16 protein-coding genes are annotated in these 16,888 nt (G+C 28.9%); 9 read left to right on the top strand and 7 right to left on the bottom strand.

Going from position 1 to position 16,888, the window contains the following annotated elements:
• Nucleotides 1-51: 51 nt before the first annotated feature.
• The gene (locus ACTTAS_RS05850) at nucleotides 52-2,127 is read right to left on the bottom strand and encodes a S9 family peptidase (protein ID WP_440678680.1); all 2,076 of its coding nucleotides are present in this window, start codon (nucleotides 2,125-2,127) and stop codon (nucleotides 52-54) included.
• Between the two features lie 16 nt (nucleotides 2,128-2,143).
• Here ACTTAS_RS05850 and ACTTAS_RS05845 point away from each other — a divergent pair, with 16 nt between their 5' ends.
• Nucleotides 2,144-2,644, top strand: coding sequence for a J domain-containing protein (locus tag ACTTAS_RS05845; RefSeq protein WP_440678679.1), 501 nt, complete (start codon nucleotides 2,144-2,146; stop codon nucleotides 2,642-2,644).
• On the opposite strand, the gene ACTTAS_RS05840 is transcribed toward ACTTAS_RS05845, so the two are convergent.
• Nucleotides 2,641-3,606 (bottom strand): glycosyltransferase family 9 protein, encoded by a 966-nt coding sequence (locus tag ACTTAS_RS05840; RefSeq protein WP_440678678.1) that lies wholly within the window; start codon nucleotides 3,604-3,606, stop codon nucleotides 2,641-2,643. The genes ACTTAS_RS05845 and ACTTAS_RS05840 overlap by 4 nt on opposite strands.
• 50 nt (nucleotides 3,607-3,656) lie before the next feature.
• Between ACTTAS_RS05840 and ACTTAS_RS05835 the strand changes: the two genes are divergently transcribed.
• From ACTTAS_RS05835 to ACTTAS_RS05820, 4 genes are read left to right on the top strand one after another with little or no spacing between them, the layout of a single operon-like run.
• A complete protein-coding gene (locus ACTTAS_RS05835) occupies nucleotides 3,657-4,541 on the top strand; it encodes a dihydrodipicolinate synthase family protein (protein ID WP_440678677.1) in 885 nt (294 codons plus the stop codon).
• Between the two features lies 1 nt (nucleotide 4,542).
• On the top strand, nucleotides 4,543-5,733 hold the full coding sequence (locus tag ACTTAS_RS05830) for a class I SAM-dependent methyltransferase (RefSeq protein WP_440678676.1): 1,191 nt from the start codon (nucleotides 4,543-4,545) through the stop codon (nucleotides 5,731-5,733).
• 28 nt (nucleotides 5,734-5,761) lie between these two features.
• On the top strand, nucleotides 5,762-6,958 hold the full coding sequence (locus tag ACTTAS_RS05825; RefSeq protein WP_440678675.1) for a hypothetical protein: 1,197 nt from the start codon (nucleotides 5,762-5,764) through the stop codon (nucleotides 6,956-6,958).
• Nucleotides 6,959-6,988: 30 nt separating this feature from the next.
• Nucleotides 6,989-7,282 carry a hypothetical protein gene (locus ACTTAS_RS05820; RefSeq protein ID WP_440678674.1) on the top strand — a complete coding sequence of 98 codons (294 nt, stop codon included), beginning with the start codon at nucleotides 6,989-6,991 and terminating at the stop codon, nucleotides 7,280-7,282.
• Here ACTTAS_RS05820 and ACTTAS_RS05815 read toward each other — a convergent pair.
• Complete coding sequence (locus ACTTAS_RS05815) at nucleotides 7,279-7,626, bottom strand: DCC1-like thiol-disulfide oxidoreductase family protein (protein WP_440678673.1); 348 nt, start codon at nucleotides 7,624-7,626, stop codon at nucleotides 7,279-7,281. The two genes, ACTTAS_RS05820 and ACTTAS_RS05815, sit on opposite strands and share 4 nt — an antisense overlap.
• Nucleotides 7,627-7,712: 86 nt before the next feature.
• On the opposite strand from ACTTAS_RS05815, the gene tldD reads away from it, so the two are divergent.
• From tldD to ACTTAS_RS05800, 3 genes are read left to right on the top strand one after another with little or no spacing between them, the layout of a single operon-like run.
• Nucleotides 7,713-9,125 (top strand): metalloprotease TldD, encoded by a 1,413-nt coding sequence (gene tldD / locus ACTTAS_RS05810; RefSeq protein ID WP_440678672.1) that lies wholly within the window; start codon nucleotides 7,713-7,715, stop codon nucleotides 9,123-9,125.
• A gap of 3 nt (nucleotides 9,126-9,128) precedes the next feature.
• The gene (locus ACTTAS_RS05805; RefSeq protein WP_440678671.1) at nucleotides 9,129-10,445 is read left to right on the top strand and encodes a TldD/PmbA family protein; all 1,317 of its coding nucleotides are present in this window, start codon (nucleotides 9,129-9,131) and stop codon (nucleotides 10,443-10,445) included.
• Nucleotides 10,442-11,413 carry an NAD(P)-binding protein gene (locus ACTTAS_RS05800; RefSeq protein WP_440678670.1) on the top strand — a complete coding sequence of 324 codons (972 nt, stop codon included), beginning with the start codon at nucleotides 10,442-10,444 and terminating at the stop codon, nucleotides 11,411-11,413. Before ACTTAS_RS05805 ends, ACTTAS_RS05800 begins: the two co-directional genes overlap by 4 nt.
• Nucleotides 11,414-11,415: 2 nt before the next feature.
• Here the strand turns inward: ACTTAS_RS05800 and ACTTAS_RS05795 are convergent, their stop codons facing one another.
• Nucleotides 11,416-12,096: a DUF6134 family protein gene (locus ACTTAS_RS05795; RefSeq protein WP_440678669.1), complete on the bottom strand. Its 681-nt coding sequence runs from the start codon at nucleotides 12,094-12,096 to the stop codon at nucleotides 11,416-11,418.
• A 44-nt stretch (nucleotides 12,097-12,140) separates the two neighbouring features.
• Between ACTTAS_RS05795 and yczE the strand changes: the two genes are divergently transcribed.
• A complete protein-coding gene (gene yczE, locus ACTTAS_RS05790) occupies nucleotides 12,141-12,788 on the top strand; it encodes a membrane protein YczE (RefSeq protein ID WP_440678668.1) in 648 nt (215 codons plus the stop codon).
• On the opposite strand, the gene typA is transcribed toward yczE, so the two are convergent.
• The 3 genes from typA to groES all read right to left on the bottom strand — a co-directional run bounded on the left by typA (nucleotide 12,785) and on the right by groES (nucleotide 16,862).
• Nucleotides 12,785-14,611 (bottom strand): translational GTPase TypA, encoded by a 1,827-nt coding sequence (gene typA / locus ACTTAS_RS05785; protein ID WP_440678667.1) that lies wholly within the window; start codon nucleotides 14,609-14,611, stop codon nucleotides 12,785-12,787. The two genes, yczE and typA, sit on opposite strands and share 4 nt — an antisense overlap.
• A gap of 272 nt (nucleotides 14,612-14,883) precedes the next feature.
• Nucleotides 14,884-16,548 (bottom strand): chaperonin GroEL, encoded by a 1,665-nt coding sequence (groL, locus tag ACTTAS_RS05780; protein ID WP_075506444.1) that lies wholly within the window; start codon nucleotides 16,546-16,548, stop codon nucleotides 14,884-14,886.
• Between the two features lie 23 nt (nucleotides 16,549-16,571).
• Nucleotides 16,572-16,862: a co-chaperone GroES gene (gene groES, locus ACTTAS_RS05775; RefSeq protein WP_075506443.1), complete on the bottom strand. Its 291-nt coding sequence runs from the start codon at nucleotides 16,860-16,862 to the stop codon at nucleotides 16,572-16,574.
• Between the last annotated feature and the right edge of the window lie 26 nt (nucleotides 16,863-16,888).

Below are 16,888 nucleotides of genomic sequence, written 5' to 3'. Positions count from 1 at the left end.
ACTTACATTGTATATGTAGGTATGATTAAAAAAATTTCAATATATGAGAAATTAAATTTTTTCTGAAATTTTTAATGCAAATGCGTAGTCAAGTGCAATTTCTTCTATTGCTCCATCTCTACCAGATTTACCTCCATGACCTGCATTCATTTCTGTTTTGAGAAGTAATAAATTATTATCAGTTTTATAGTCTCTAAGTTTAGCTGTAAATTTTGCAGGTTCATCAAACAAAACCCTGTTATCACTTAAACTAGTTGTTATTAGCATATGAGGATAATCCATTTTTTTTATATTATTATATGGAGCATATGAAAATATATAATCAAAGTGCTCTTTGTTTTCTTTAGCATTACCAAATTCATCAAATTCACCAACCGTAAGTGGTAAAGAGTGATCAAGATTTGTAGTTAATGAATCAACAAAAGGAACAGCCATAATTATACCTAAAAATAATTCAGGAGATTGATTAACAACAGCTCCCATTAATAAACCACCAGCAGATCCACCCATTCCGATTATTTTTCCTTTTGAAGTATAGTTATTTTCAATCAAATATTTTGCAGCATAAATATAGTCTTCAAACGTGTTTTTTTTATTTGTTAACTTTCCTTCTTTCCACCATTTCATTCCTTTTTCCATTCCACCTCTAATGTGTGCAGTAGCCCAAATAATATCTCTATTTATTAAGCTCAGTCTTGTTGAGGAAAAACCTGGACTCATCGAACTACCATACGATCCGTATCCGTATAGTAACAAATTTGCTGTTCCGTCTATTTTTGTATTTTTATGTCTTGTAATAGTAAGTGGAACCATTCTTCCATCATGGGATTTAAACTCTACTCTCTCAACTATATAATCATCTGTATTATGGCCTGAGGGTATTTCTTGTTCTTTTACAAGTGTTTTAGATTTAGTTTTTAAATTGTATTTGTAAACTCTTGAAGGTGTTTTGGGTGAAGAATATGAAACATAAACCTCATCTGTGTCTCTATTTCTTTGAGTTAATGAAACACCAGGAACACATACTTTTTCGTCAGAAAAAATTAATTCCTCTTCGTTATTTGTTAAAGCGTCAATAACAAACAGTTTGTCCAGGGCTTCTGACGTTTCGGATCTAATTATCCAGTCATTTAAAAATGTAAGTCCACCAATTAAAACTTCTTTTTTTGCAGGAATAAATGTCTCCCAATTTTGATTTTCTAAAGTTTCTGAAATATCTATTTTAAAATCCTCTGCATCTTTATTTGTATGATTATAAAATTTTCCATTCCATGAATTTACAGAGTAAAGAATTCCCTTTTCGCGTTTAATTATTAATTTTGGATTTGGTTTTACTTCATTCACATGAAAGTAATATTGCTCCGATGTATTGTGATCTGAAGTATTTATGAAATAATATTTCTCATCAGAACTTAACCCAATACTAACAGTGAAAGCTTCGCTTTTTTCATCGAAGATTAATTCATCTACACTTTCAAAATCTCCAATTTTATGTCTATAAATTTTTCTAGCTCTATGATTTTCATCTAACTTTGAATAAAAAAGATACTTATCATCCAAGCTGAAAATTATACTTCCTGATGTTTCTTTTATTTCTTTTGAAATTATTTTGTTATTTTTAATATTTCTTACATAAATTGTATAATACTCTGAACCTTTGGTATCTAGTGAGTACCCAAGATATTCATCATTGTTACTAACTTCTAAATCTCCAACACCGAAATATTCAACATTTAATTTTTCTTTTTCTTTATCTCCATTCCAAATTTCTTCAATTTCTGTTGAACCAATTTTTTTTCTTAATTTTATAGAGTAATTTCCTTTGGCAGTAGTCTTTGTCCAATACTCATATGAATGATCTTTAAAAGATAAGCTTTCATCGTCTAATTTTATTCTACCTTTAATTTCATCAAATAATACTTTTTGAGCATTTTTAGTATTTTTTAGATGATACTCAGTATATCTATTTTCATCTTCTAAATATTCTTTTACCTCTGGAAGAAGCTTAGTCTTGTCTTGCAAGACTTCTAAAATATTTTCTTGATGTATCCAGCTATAGTTATCTTCCCACTTTATATTGTGACAAGATTTTAACTCTGGTTTTTTTTTTAGATATGGTACTTTCATTTTTAACTGGAAATATATGAATTTTATAATTTATACATTATTAATTATAGTTGGTTTATATTTTTTATTAAGATTTTTTACTCAAGTAGCGTCAAAAAAAATATCAAAAGGTTTAAGAGTATTCTTATTCATAGTTTTAATCATCTTTGCAGTTTTGTTTGCAATCGGAGGTAAATTTTTACTTACTTTACCATTTACTCTCGCGAGTCTTGCTCTTTTAAAATTGAAAGGTATGTCAATTTTTCAGTTAATTTCGTTGTACAGATTAATACAAACTTTAAGAAATTCAGGGAGATTTTCATTTAATAACACTGCATCAAATTTAAATACAATGTCTACTGAAGAAGCTTATCGTATACTTAATTTAAATCCTTCAAAAAGTTTAACTAAAGAGGATGTAAATAAAGCTTACATTAAAATACAAAAAAAAATTCATCCAGATATTTCACCTGAGACTTCTAGGTTATCTACTTTAGTAAATGAAGCTAAAGAGATAGTGCTAAATGATATCAGTTAAGATATTATTGAATTTAATTTATAAAGTATTTTTTGTGGATTAATTTTATCTTTTCCTAAAGTTCCATGAGTTACTTCGTTAACATCATCGGGTAATACAGGGTGCATTTTAGAACTATAATTTCCATAAATTAGAGGGGTATCTGCCATTAAAGTTATCGTTTCTACCCCAAGCGCTGAAGAAAGATGACTGAAGCTTGAGTCATTACATATTGATACATTACAATTTTTAATAATCGGCAAACATTCATTTATAGATAAATTATCTAAAGATTGGCAGTAATTTTTAAGATCTGAGTTTTTAATTTCATTTAAAATTTTTTGTTCTTCGTCATTTTTACCAGTTGCTAAAAAAAATTTACATTTTTTTTGCTTAGAAATTTCTTTCATTACTTTTAAAAAAGTTTTTGCTGGAATTCTTTTCGTAGGTCCTGATCCACCTATACCTAAAAGTATATTAAAATCATTTTTAGAAAAATTATATTTTTTTTCAGCTTCTAAAACACTTGACTTATTAATATGAATATTTGGGTTGTTTTTTACTTGGATACCAATTGTATCATAAATTAATTTGTTCGAGGCTTTTATCATATTTTGTTCTTTTTTCTGAAATAAAGGAAATTGATGAATTTTGTTAATACCAGATAATTTTGCAATTAAATTGTATCGAAGTGAAGAGTTAAAAATGAAAACTTTATTAAATTTATATTTTCTTAATTCATTAGCTAATCTCAAACTTCCAAAAAATCCGTTATGTTCTGAGTTTTTAATTTTATTATTTCTCTTCAGAACGATTATTTCATCAATGTAGTTTGTTTGATTTAAATACTCCTTGCATTTTGAGCTTTCTTGAACAAGTAAACTTACAGGAGTATTAAATTTGTTAGATATCGCCTCTACAAAAGGTAAAAATATAATACTATCACCAATTCCCATTCTATTTTGAACTGCTAAAATTTTCATATTTTTATTTATAAACTTTACTAATTATAATTTTTATATAAATTTTTAATATGAGTAAAATAAATGGAGTTTATGCTGCTACTTTGTCATTATTAAATGAAGATCTTACTCTTAATGTTGACAAAACGATAGCACATGTAGAATTGACTATTGATAATGGCTGTCATGGAGCTGCAATATTTGGTAGTACTGGGCAAGCCCAATTAATTTCTGTTGCAGAAAAAATCAATTTTCTAAATAAATTATCAACATATAAATATAAAGATAAATGCATTATTGGAACTGGATTGAACTCTTTAGGTGAAACAATAAATTTAATGAGAGTTGCAATATCATTAAATTTTGAGAAATTTCTTATTATGCCTCCAGCATTTTACAAATATAGTGATGAGGACGTATTTAATTTTTATTCTAAAATAGTAGACTCTGTGCCAAAAGCTCAAATTATTTTATATAATTTTGAAAAACTTTCTGGATATAAGTTCAGTGTTGAGTCTGTAGAAAAGCTTGTTAAAAATTTCCCAGACCAAATAGTTGGAGTCAAAGATAGTTCATACAATCTTTTTGAAAATTTAAAATTAGATAATTTTTCAGTTATGCCAGGTTCTGAAACTAAATTATTGAAGGGACTTGAGTTAGGTTGCTCAGGAATAATCACTGCTACATGTAACGCAACATCTCTGATGGCAAGAAAAGTATATGATGATTTTAAAAATGGAAAAGATCAAGAAATAAATACTAAACTTTGTGATGTGAGAGGTACGTTTGAAAAATATAATTTAATTTCTGGTTTACATACCTTTTTCAAACATAAAGACAGTATTTATGAAAATTTACTTCCTCCTTTAAGAATTCTGAATAAAGAGGAAGAATTTGATCTTTTAAATAATTTAGAGAAATTAGATTTTTCGTTTAAATCATCTATGGCAGCTTAATATGCAATTAGCAAGGTTCTTAAATAGTGTTTTTAAGAAAGATGGTTTTATCCTAGTCGATGCAAATTCTAAAAGTTATATAATTGGAAATCCTGAGAATGAAAATCCTATAAAAGTTAAAATATTAAATAAAAAACTTCATTATAAACTTTTATTTCATCCTGACCTTTATTTTGGGGAAGCTTATACCGATGGAGATATAGTCATTGAGAATGGAAGTCTCACAGATTTTTTAGATTTATCTTTAATGAATTTTGGAAGAGGAGAATTAAATTTTTTCAGTTACTTAATTAACAGATTGAGGGGTTCATATAGATATCTAACAAATTTTAATTTTATCAAAAAATCTAAAATGAATGTTTCACATCATTATGATATCAAAGATGATCTTTATGATTTATTTTTAGATCCTAAAAGACAATATTCATGTGCTTATTTCAAAAATGAAAATGATACTTTAGAGACTGCTCAAAATAATAAAATTCAGCATATAATTAAAAAATTAAATATAAAGCCAAATCAAAAAGTCCTTGATATTGGATGTGGGTGGGGATCTCTAGCAGTTGATATTGCAAAATCAGCTAATTGTGAAGTAACTGGTATCACATTATCTGAGAATCAATTTAAATATTGCAATCAAAAAGCTAAAGAACTGAATTTAGAAAATCAATTAACATTTAGGTTGATGGATTATAGGGAGCTGGATGAAAAATTTGATAGAATTGTAAGTGTTGGAATGTTTGAACATGTGGGAAGAAAATTTTACAAAAAGTTTTTCTCACAAGTTGAAAAACTTCTTAAAGATGATGGAGTTTCGTTAATTCATACCATTGGATCAGTAAATCCACCAAGAGATCCTCACCCATGGATAACAAAATATATATTTCCAGGTGGTTATACACCCAGTCTAAGTGAAGTAACTACCCCAATTGAAAAAGCTGGCTTAATCGTCGCTGATATTGAGGTACTAAGAATGCATTATTCTCATACATTAAGACATTGGAAAGAAAATTGTCTAAAAAATAAAGATAAAATTATTAACATGTTTGATGAGCGTTTTTTTAGAATGTGGGAGTTTTATTTAGCAGGTTGTGAAATGGCATTTAAATGGGGAGACCAAGTTGTATATCAGTTTCAGCTTACTAAAAATTATACTTCTACACCAGTTACAAGAGACTATATTTATCAATAATTTATTGGTAAATAATAATTCCCTTTAAATGAAAAAAATAAAAAAAAAACAAAATAAATCTGTTAAAAAAAGTAAAAAAAAATCTCAGTTAAAATCTAAAAAATCTAAAAAAATTTCTAAAGTTAAAAAAACAAAACCTAAAATTTATAAAAAAAACACAACTAAAACTAAAAAAAAAAATAATTTAAAGGTTAAAACAAAAAAAAAAATTATCAAAAAACCCAAAGAAAAAAGTTTCCTTTTAAAAATAATTAATTTTCAAAATTCACTTAAACCTGAATTTAAATTCAAAATAAATATTAATATAGAAAAATATATCCAAGCATTTTTTGATAAAATATCTGAAACAATTAATGATTATAAAGTCCTTAAAAAAGACGAGCAGAGAAGAATTAAACTTGAAAAACAGGAACAAGAAAGACAGGAAAAATTAGCCTTACAGCAAGAGAGGCAAAAAGAACAAGAATTAAAGTTAAAACTAAATGAGCAAGTACTAAAAGAAGAAATTAGGTTAGAGAAACAAAGAACAAAAGAAATTAAGTTATTTTTAAGAAAAGAACAGGCACTAATAAGAATTGAACAGGCTGAAAAGCAGAAGAAATTTTTACAACAATTAAAATTAGAAAAACAAATTGAAAAATTTAGAGTAAGAGAAGTTAAAGAATTAGAAAAATTAGAAAAAATTTCATTAAAAGAAAAAAGAGAAGATTATGCAGGACTTCAACAAAGAATTGAGAAGCTAAAAGAAAAATATCGAATAATAAGAGATCAAAAAATAAGAGAGAGAGTAGAGGCTTTAGGAGTTAAAATTCAAGGTGATGAAGATAGGGAAACATTACTTAAGAAAGAAAAAGAATACACTTTAGCAAGGCAAAAAATTGAGTTTGCTCTTGAAAGCTTTTATAGGAGTGCCAGTAGTTTAGTTTTCCAATTAAATAAAAGACATATTACAAGACATATGTCTATTTTTCGATGTATCGACAGAAGATTTGAAACAGGTGAGATTTTTGTTAAGTGGGATGAAGCTCCTGATGAGGAATGGTTATTATTAATTTATATTAAAAATAATTCTCCTGATGAAGGCATAGTCATTGAAGATAAAACTAATCCTGAGAAAAATATCTCTCATGAATTTAAAAATAATGAAATATTCAAAGCTTCGGATACGATGGTGGATTCTTTAACTCAATTAATTGCAAGAAAAAGAGCCAAAAATAATCATTAATTATTACGTTTAATTTAAGTATTATTAGTTATGTTTTATGGAATAATTGCGATGGTGATTTTATATGCTCTGTTAAGTTATATTCTTGCTTGGATCAGATATTTTAATAGTCAAGATGAAAGGCTAGGACAATCAACTTGGAGATGGAGTTATGACTATGAAGTTGATGGAGAAAGAGACATATCAGATTTAGATGACAAAAATTTTGTAAGACTAAGAAGAAAAAGAAATAAAATTATTACTCTTATGTATTCTGTAGTTTTAATTATGTTTATTCTCTCAATGTCTTTATTGAGTCAAATTTTGATATTTTTTCTTAATTAATTTTTTAATTGTTTTTTATTTTTCAAAAATAAAAAATACGCAACTATTTCATATCCATACTTAAAAATAGTAAAAATAATAGGAAGTTTAAAAAAATTATATAAGAATTTATATTTTGGTATTTTCTTCCATACATAAAGAAAAGCTTCCGCACCTTCAATTACCTGGTCATTTTCTTTAATGTGCAATCTTCTTAAAAGTTCTTTGTCATTTTTGGAGGTTTCTTTTTCTGCATCTCTGTTATCGGTAATATCTATCCAATCAATATCTTCAATATTTTCTTTTTTATACATATTGATTTCTGATCTACAGATTTTGCAAGAGTTATTAAAATAAACTTTCATATAAAATTATATTATCTTTAAAATATAGCATGTAAATGTGCTAAATGATTAGTTGAAAATTAACAATAAAACACTATCTAAGCTAGGTGAGTAATTTTTTTGACAAATCTGATTTAACAAAAAAAGATGCTGATGCAATAGTATCTGATACATTACAAAATTGTGATGACGGTGAGCTATATTTGGAGGACACTAAATCTGAATCTATTTTATTAGATGATAATAAAATTAAAAGCTCAAGCTATAGTTCAGATTTAGGTTTTGGATTTAGAGCAATTACAGGAGAGGTTGTTGCATATTCTCACTCTAATGAAATATCAAAAGATTCATTAAAAAAATCTTCTGAAAATTTAAAATCTACACTTAAGTCTATGAAAGGTACCTACAATCAAGATATTTCAAGATCTAATAGAAAATTTTATCAGGATATTAATCCCATAGAGCAAAAAACATTAAATTCGAAATTAGAAGTATTAAATAAAGTAAATGAGTATCTAAGGAAAAAAGATCAATCAGTAAAACAAGTTACTACAAGTTTTGCAGGTGAACAAAAATCTATTGAGATTATAAGATCAGGTGGTGAAGTATTAACAGATGTCCGACCTTTAATTAGATTTAATGTATCTGTGATGTTAGAAAAAAATGGAAGAAAAGAAACTGGCGTTTACGGAATAGGTGGAAGACAATCTTATGATGAATATCTAAAAAATGACAATTGGAAAACTGTATGTGAGGAAGCTTTTAGAATTGCCTCAGTAAATTTAGAGAGCAAACCTGCTCCAGCAGGAGAAATGAAAGTTGTTTTAGGACCAGGATGGCCAGCGATTTTAATTCATGAAGCTATTGGACATGGTTTGGAGGGAGACTTTAATAGAAAAAAAACTTCTGCATTTCATAATCTTATGGGCCAAAAAGTTGCCAGTGAGGGAGTTACGATTGTTGATGATGGAACAATTGATAATAGAAGAGGTAGCTTAACTATTGATGATGAAGGGACACCAACAGAAAAAACAGTATTGATTGAAAATGGGATATTAAAGAATTTTATGCAAGATAGATTAAATGCTAGATTGATGAACACCAAATCGACTGGCTCAGGAAGAAGAGAAAATTATAGACACGTTGTTTTGCCAAGAATGAGAAATACAATGATGTTGAGTGGAAACCAAACTCAAGAAGAAATGATAAAATCAGTAGAAAAAGGAATTTTTGCAGTAAGTTTTGGAGGAGGACAAGTTGATATTACATCTGGAAAATTTGTATTTAATTGTACTGAGGCATATGAAATTAATAATGGAAAGATTGGTTCACCGATAAAGGGAGCGACATTAATAGGAGATGGTCCTTCAATTTTAAAAGAAGTTTCTATGGTTGGAAACGATATGATGTTAGATCCTGGTATAGGAACTTGTGGTAAAGCTGGACAAGGTGTTCCAGTTGGAGTTGCTCAACCTTCAATCTTAATTGACAAAATGACAGTTGGTGGAACAAAACTTTAAATTATGGTTAAGGATCAAGAATATTTAAGATCAAAAGCATCATATTGCTTAGATTTAGCTAAAAAGTTAGGTGCAACTGGATCAAGCGTAACAGTAGGTCATTCAATTTCTGAAACTGTAAATTTTAGAAATAATACTTTAGACGAGTCTAATAGATCTGATGGATTAGCAATAAGCATAGAGACTTATTTGGGAAAAAAAAGGTCATCAATTTCTTCGTCAAACTTATTAGATGATAATATTAAAACATTAATAGAAAAATGTTTTGAAACAACCAAAAATACTCCTGAAGATGAATTTAATTCTTTACCAGATAAAGATCTTTTAGCTAAGGAAATTAAAAATTTAAATTTATATGATGAAACACACGTTGATAATGAAAAAAAAATTGAATATTTGAAAGAGCTTGAGAGCGTTGCATCTTCAGAAGAAAAAATCATAAATACAGAATCTAGTTTTACTGAAAATAAATCTAACTTTATTTTAGCAAATAGTGATGGATTTTGTGAAGGATACAAATCATCTTCATTTAGTGCATCTTGTGTTACTGTTGCTAAAGATGAAAATAGTATGGAAAGAGACTATGAATTTACAAGCAAACGTCATTTATCAGACATTAAGGGTGCAAAAGAACTTGGTCAAAAAGCTTCTGAACAAACCATAAAAAAATTAAGCCCAAATAAAATTGGAAGTGAAAAAATAAGCATCATATTTGACAAAAGGATAGCTAAAGGAATGCTAGGAGCTTTTGCTGGAGCCATATCATCATCTGCGATTTCTAGAGGAACATCTTTTCTTAAAGATAAAATTAATGAACAAATATTTACAAAAACAATAAACGTTATTGATAAACCAGATATAAATAAAGGTGTTGGATCTCAAATTTTTGATTCAGAGGGAGTAAAATCAGATACTTTAAATCTTGTACAAAACGGCATGTTAAAAAATTACCTAGTCGATACGTACAATGGAAAAAAACTTAACTTAAAATCAAATGGAAGATCTGGTGGTACAACAAATTTATATTTTGATAATGGGAACATTAGTTTCGAAGATTTATTAAAAAGTAATTCAAAACACATTTATGTAACAGAAACAATTGGCCATGGAAGTAATTTGGTTACAGGAGATTATTCAGTAGGTGCAACAGGTTTCTTAATTGAAAATGGCGAATTTAAATTTCCAGTAAATGAGATAACAATTGCAGGAAATTTTAAAGATATGTTCAAAAATATAACTTTAGCTAGTGATTTAGATTTTGAATATTCTATCAACTCACCAACTATGATGATAGAGGGAATGACAGTTGCAGGTAAATGAGCACTTACTGTGTAATTGGATCAGGAATATCTGGTGCTACAATTTCAAATTTATTAAATAAAAAACATTCTGTAGATCTCTATGATAAAGCAAGAGGTCCTGGTGGGAGATCATCATTTAAAAGGTTAGATAAAAAAGTGGGGTTTGATCATGGCGTTCAATATATTTCCCCTAAGAGTACTGAGTTTAAAAAATTTACAACAAAACTCATAGCAAAAAAAATATTAAAAAATTGGAAGGGTCAGCATATTTTTCAAAATAAAAAAATAAAAGAAAATAAAAATCATCAAAAAATAATTGGTAGACAAGGTAATAACGATATTAGTAAGTATTTATTAAAAAAAATTAATTGTAATTTTCAAAAAGAATTAAAAAAAATTGATTATAATAAAAACAAATGGAAACTTACCTTTGCTGATGGTGAAAATAAATTTTATGATAATCTTATTTTAACGTGCCCACATCCTCAATTACTTAAATTAGCAAAAAAATTTATTAATCATTCATTTATTAAAAAAAAATTAAAAATGGATGCAAATATTACAGTCATGATAAAAATGAAAAAAACAAAAAAAAATATAAGTAGTTTTTTATTTGATGATCAAATTTTAGGTTGGGCTGCCAGAGAAAATAGTAAGTTAAGATTTAAAAGTATTTATGAATTTTGGACACTTCAAAGTACGGCAATGTGGGCAAATAAAAAAATTTTGAAAAATAAAGAAAATAAAGACTTGAATTCAAAAATATTAATTAATAAATTTTTTAATCTTACTGGTATTAAAAAAAGCAACATCCTTTTTTCTTTAAATCATGGATGGATGTATTCATCAAATTCAAAACCTTTAAAAATTAAAAGTTATTGGAATTCAAAAATTAATTTAGGAGTATGTGCTGATTGGTTTGTTGGACCTAGGCTAGAAGCAGGATGGATAAGTGCTAATGACCTTTTTAGGAAAATAAACAGATAAAATTACTCAATATTTTTAATTCTATACTCCCAACTTCCCATTCTTTCATAGGTAACTTTAACTATCACTGAAGTTTTTTTGTCAAGCCATATATCAAAATTTAATCTTTTATCCTCTGGAAGTGTCATGTCTTTAGAAGTGAGTTTAAAATGATCGGTATCAAATTCCTTCCCATTGATTGTGATTTTTTCTTTACCGATAAATGTAACCAGTTGTTCTTTTATACTTCCAGAAATAGGGCTAATTTGGCTCTCTGCCTGTAACAATTTATGGCTCCACCAATTTCCAATTGTATTTTTCAAAGAAGCTTCACCAGAAAAAGAAGATCCTTGAATATCAAATTTATTAGTTTGATTATTTAATATTAAATTTACAAATTTTTCTTTTTTATTCTGACGTGTTTTAGATTTAAAGGAAATTAAATTATCTCCTAAATATTTCTCTTCTCCAAAACCTTCTACTTCAAAAATAGTTGTTCCAAGTAGTTTTACTGTAAATTTATATTTATTATTTACAGTCGTTTCATTGTCTTTTCTAGAAAAAGAATAATTATTATATCCTATAACTTCATTATTTCTTAAGATTTCAAGTTCAATTTTTTTGAAGTTATTATAATGACCAACATGTGCGTTTGAGTTACAAATAAATAAAAAAAATATAATAATAGTGTAAAATTTTTTCATGATAATAATATAAATAAAAATTAATCTAAAAGTATCAATATTTAATGTTCCTATCTATAAAAAATATTCCAAAAGTAAATTGGAGCTCAAACGAAAGTTTGAACTTCAAGCCAAAATTTTCAACATCATTTTTTTTAATTTTTGGTTTAACAATTTTTGGTTTGGGAGAAGGTTTGTTAATTTTATCAACAACTGGAAACTCACCCTGGTCAGTATTAGCTGAAGGAATTTCACTCAACTCCAGTTTATCCATTGGAGCAGCAACTTTTTTTGTAAGTGTAGGAGTACTTTTTTTATGGATTTTTTTAAAACAAAAACCAGGTCTCGGGACAATATTTAATATCATCGTGATTGCTGCCATGATTGATTTTACTCTAAATTATTTTCAACCACCTTCATCTCTTTTTACAAAATACTTATTAGCAGTTCTTTCAGTAATTTTAGTAGGACTTGGTAGTGGTATTTATTTAGTAGCTAATCTTGGTCCAGGTCCACGAGATGGTTTAATGACAGGACTAACAAAAACAACAAATTTTCCTATAGCCTTGGTAAGAGCTTTTTTAGAAATTACTGTTGTAATTATTGGTTGGTATTTAGGTGGGACCGTTGGAGTGGGCACACTTATATTTGCTTTTGGAATTGGCCCTTGTGTAGCTTTAGGATTATTTTTAGTTGGAAAAGTATTTAACTAAGCAGCTGCGCTAGTTTTCTCACTTCTTTTTCTTTCATGAGGATCAAGAATTGCTTTTCTCAATCTGCAAGATTCAGGTGTAATCTCTAATGCTTCATCACTGTTAAGCATACTTAGTTGTTCAGCTATTGACATTTTTCTAACAGGTGTAAGAACGACGTTTTCGTCTGTTCCTTGTGTTCTCATATTTGTTAATTTTTTTCCTTTCATGACATTTATAATCATGTCACCTGGTTTTGGCGATAATCCAACAATCATACCTGGATAAACAGGATCATTATGAGTAACAAACATTTCTCCTCTCGCTTGAAGGTTAAAGATTGCAAAAGCTACTGCTTTTCCTTGTTCCATTGCAATTAATGCACCATTTCTTCTACCTTCCATTTCACCTTCAAAAGGACCGTAGTCATGGAAAATTCTATTAATTACACCTTCCCCTTTAGTAAGAGTTAGAAATCTACTTGTGTATCCCATCAAACCTCTTGTAGGTGCATGAAATATCAATCTTTTCTTATTTGTACCGGTATCTTTTAGTTCAATTAATTTACCTTTTCTTCTATTCATTGAGTCGATTACTTTTGAAGAATGTTCTTCATCTAAATCCATAGTAATTTCTTCAATTGGTTCAAGTTTGTTTCCTTGATTATCAGTTTTATATAAAACTTTTGGTGGACTTACTGTCATTTCAAAACCTTCTCTTCTCATTTGAGTAAGAAGTATTTCCAACATTAATTCACCTCGTCCACTTACAACGAATGAATCTTTTCCATCATTTTCTGAAAAAGTAATTCCTACATTGTTCTGTGCTTCTTGAACTAATCTTTCTCTAATTTGAGTACTTGTAAGTTTTTTACCTTCTGTACCTGCTAATGGAGAAGTATTAACAGTTATTGTAATCGACATTGTTGGAGGATCAATCGGAGTCGCTGGTATAGGATCATTAACTTCTAAATTACAAATTGTATCAGCAACATTTGCTTTTTCTAATCCTGCTACAACGACAATATCTCCTGCTTCTCCAACATCAATTGGAACTTTTTTAGTTCCTTCATATCTAAAAATCTTTGTTAATTTTCCTTCATCAACTTTTTCACCATTTAAATTAATAGCTTTGATTGGTTGGTTTGCTTTTGCTGTCCCTTGTGTGATTCTACCTACTAGACTTCTACCTAAAAAACTGTCTGAATAAAGCAATGTTGATAACATTGCAAAAGGTTTGGTTTTATCTAATTCGGCCGGTTTAACGTGCTCCACTATTAAGTCTAATAAAGGATTTAAATTTTTTCTTGGTCCATCTACCTCATGATCTGCCCATCCAGATCTTCCACTCGCATATAAAACAGGAAAATCTAATTGTTCTTCATTTGCATCTAAACTTACAAATAAATCAAAAGTTTCATCTAAGACCTCATTAGCTCTTTGATCTGCTTTATCTAATTTATTAATAACTACAATTGGTTTTAAACCTTGTTTTAATGCTTTCGATAAAACAAATTTTGTTTGAGGCATCACTCCTTCCGCAGAGTCAATTAATAAAAGAGCTCCATCAGCCATGCTCAAAACTCTTTCAACTTCTGCTGCAAAATCTCTGTGGCCAGGCGTATCAATAATATTTATTCTTGAATCATTCCAATTAATAGATGCAGGTTTTGCAAGAATTGTAATTCCTCTTTCTTTTTCTAGTTCCCCAGAGTCCATTAATCTTTCATCAACAACTTCATTTTCTCTAAATGATCCACTTTGTTTCATTAAATTATCAATCAAAGTAGTTTTACCATGGTCGACATGGGCTATAATTGTGATGTTTCTTATATTGTTGCTCATAAATTGTGGCTCTTATACATATTTAATTTGATATTAAAACTTAAAAAAACTCATGACTGGCTTGATTAATTTAAATAACTTCTGATTAATTAGGCTTTTTTTGTTTATCTTTTTTAAGTTTTCTTTTTTCTTTAAAACTTAATTTGGGTTTCTTTTTTATACTCGAATCTTTAAATGACTTTCCACTGTATCTTTTTGACATAATTTAAATTTGCATAAAAAAAAGGCCATCATGTGATGGCCTTTTAAATTCTAGTTTTAGAGCAGTGGGATTACATTCCCATTCCACCCATTCCTCCCATGCCGCCCATACCACCAGGCATACCACCAGGCATTCCGCCACCAGCAGCATCTTTTTCCTCAGGTTTGTCAGCAATCATCGCTTCTGTAGTTACTAATAATCCAGATATTGAAGCAGCATCTTGTAGAGCAGTTCTTACAACTTTAACAGGATCTATAATTCCTTTAGCGAACATATCGCAATATTCTTCGCTTTGTGCATCATATCCATGTGTTTTTTTATTTTGCTCTAACAATTTACCAACAACTACTGAACCATCTACACCAGCATTTTTAGTAATTTGTCTGATTGGAGCTTCAAGTGCTTTTCTAACAAGCTCTACACCAGCTTTTTGATCATCACCTTTTGCTTTAACCTTATTAAGGTCTTGAGCAGCATAAAGTAATGCACAACCACCACCAGTTACAATACCTTCTTCAACTGCGGCTCTTGTTGCGTTCAAAGCATCTTCAACTCTATCTTTTCTTTCTTTAACTTCAACTTCAGTTGCACCACCAACTTTGATTACAGCAACTCCACCAGCTAGTTTTGCAAGTCTTTCCTGAAGTTTCTCTCTGTCATAGTCAGAAGTTGTTTCATCAATTTGTTGTTTAATTGAAGCACATCTTCCTTCGATATCAGATTTTTTACCACTTCCATTAACAATGGTACTGTTATCTTTATCTACTTTAACTTTCTTACATGAACCTAGATCATCAAGTTTAACATTCTCAAGTTTAATTCCTAAATCTTCAGAAATAACCTGACCTCCAGTTAAGATAGCAATATCTTCAAGCATTGCTTTTCTTCTATCACCAAAACCAGGTGCTTTTACCGCAACTACTTTTAGACCACCTCTTAACTTGTTTACCACTAAAGTTGCTAAAGCTTCTCCTTCAACATCTTCAGAAATAATCATTAATGGTCTACCTGCTTGAACAACAGCTTCTAATAGAGGAACCATTGGTTGTAGGTTTGTTAATTTTTTTTCATGTAAAAGAATGAATGGATTATCTAACTCAGTAGTCATTTTATCACTGTTAGTAATAAAATATGGTGACAAATAACCTCTGTCGAACTGCATACCTTCAACAACATCTAGTTCAGTTTCGATACCTTTATTTTCCTCCACTGTGATAACACCTTCGTTTCCAACTTTTTGCATTGCTTTTGCAATCATTGTTCCAATTTCTTTATCACCATTTGCAGAAATAGTTCCAACTTGAGCAATTTCATCACTGTCTTTAACTTTTTTAGCAGATGCTACTAAGTTTTCTTTTACAACTTCAACCGCTGCATCAATTCCTCTTTTAACATCCATAGGATTCATGCCAGCAGTTACATATTTTACACCTTCTCTAACAATTGCTTGTGCAAGTATAGTTGCTGTTGTTGTACCATCACCAGCTTCATCATTTGTTTTGCTAGCAACTTCTTTAACCATCTGCGCACCCATGTTTTCAAACTTATCCTCAAGATCAATTTCTTTAGCAACAGAAACACCATCTTTAGTAATTCTAGGTGCACCATAAGATTTATCCATAACCACGTTTCTTCCTTTAGGACCCAAAGTTACCTTAACAGTATCAGCTAAGATATTTACTCCTCTAATCATAGCTGCTCTTGCCTCAGCATCAAATTTAACAACTTTTGCCATTTTGTTTTCTCCTTTAAATTAAATTACTTACTTGAAATACCCATAATGTCAGACTCTTTCATTATGCTATATTCTTTGCCATCTATTTTGACTTCAGTTCCTGACCATTTGCCAAATAAAACTTTATCTCCAACTTTAACATCCATTGGAATTGTTTTTCCATCTTCTGTTTTAGCTCCTCCACCAACAGCAACAACTTTTCCCTCTTGAGGTTTTTCTTGAGCTGTATCTGGTATAATTATTCCACCAGCAGTTTTTTCACTACTGTCTAAAACTTCGATTAATACTCTGTCATGTAACGGTTTAAACTTCATAAATCTCCTTTATAATTCTATATAAA

Origin of the sequence: Candidatus Pelagibacter sp. HIMB1611 (genome assembly GCF_052047715.1) — a bacterium.
Classification (GTDB): domain Bacteria; phylum Pseudomonadota; class Alphaproteobacteria; order Pelagibacterales; family Pelagibacteraceae; genus Pelagibacter.
Note: the sequence above shows the minus strand (reverse complement) of the source record. Positions and strands in the feature narration are given on the sequence as shown.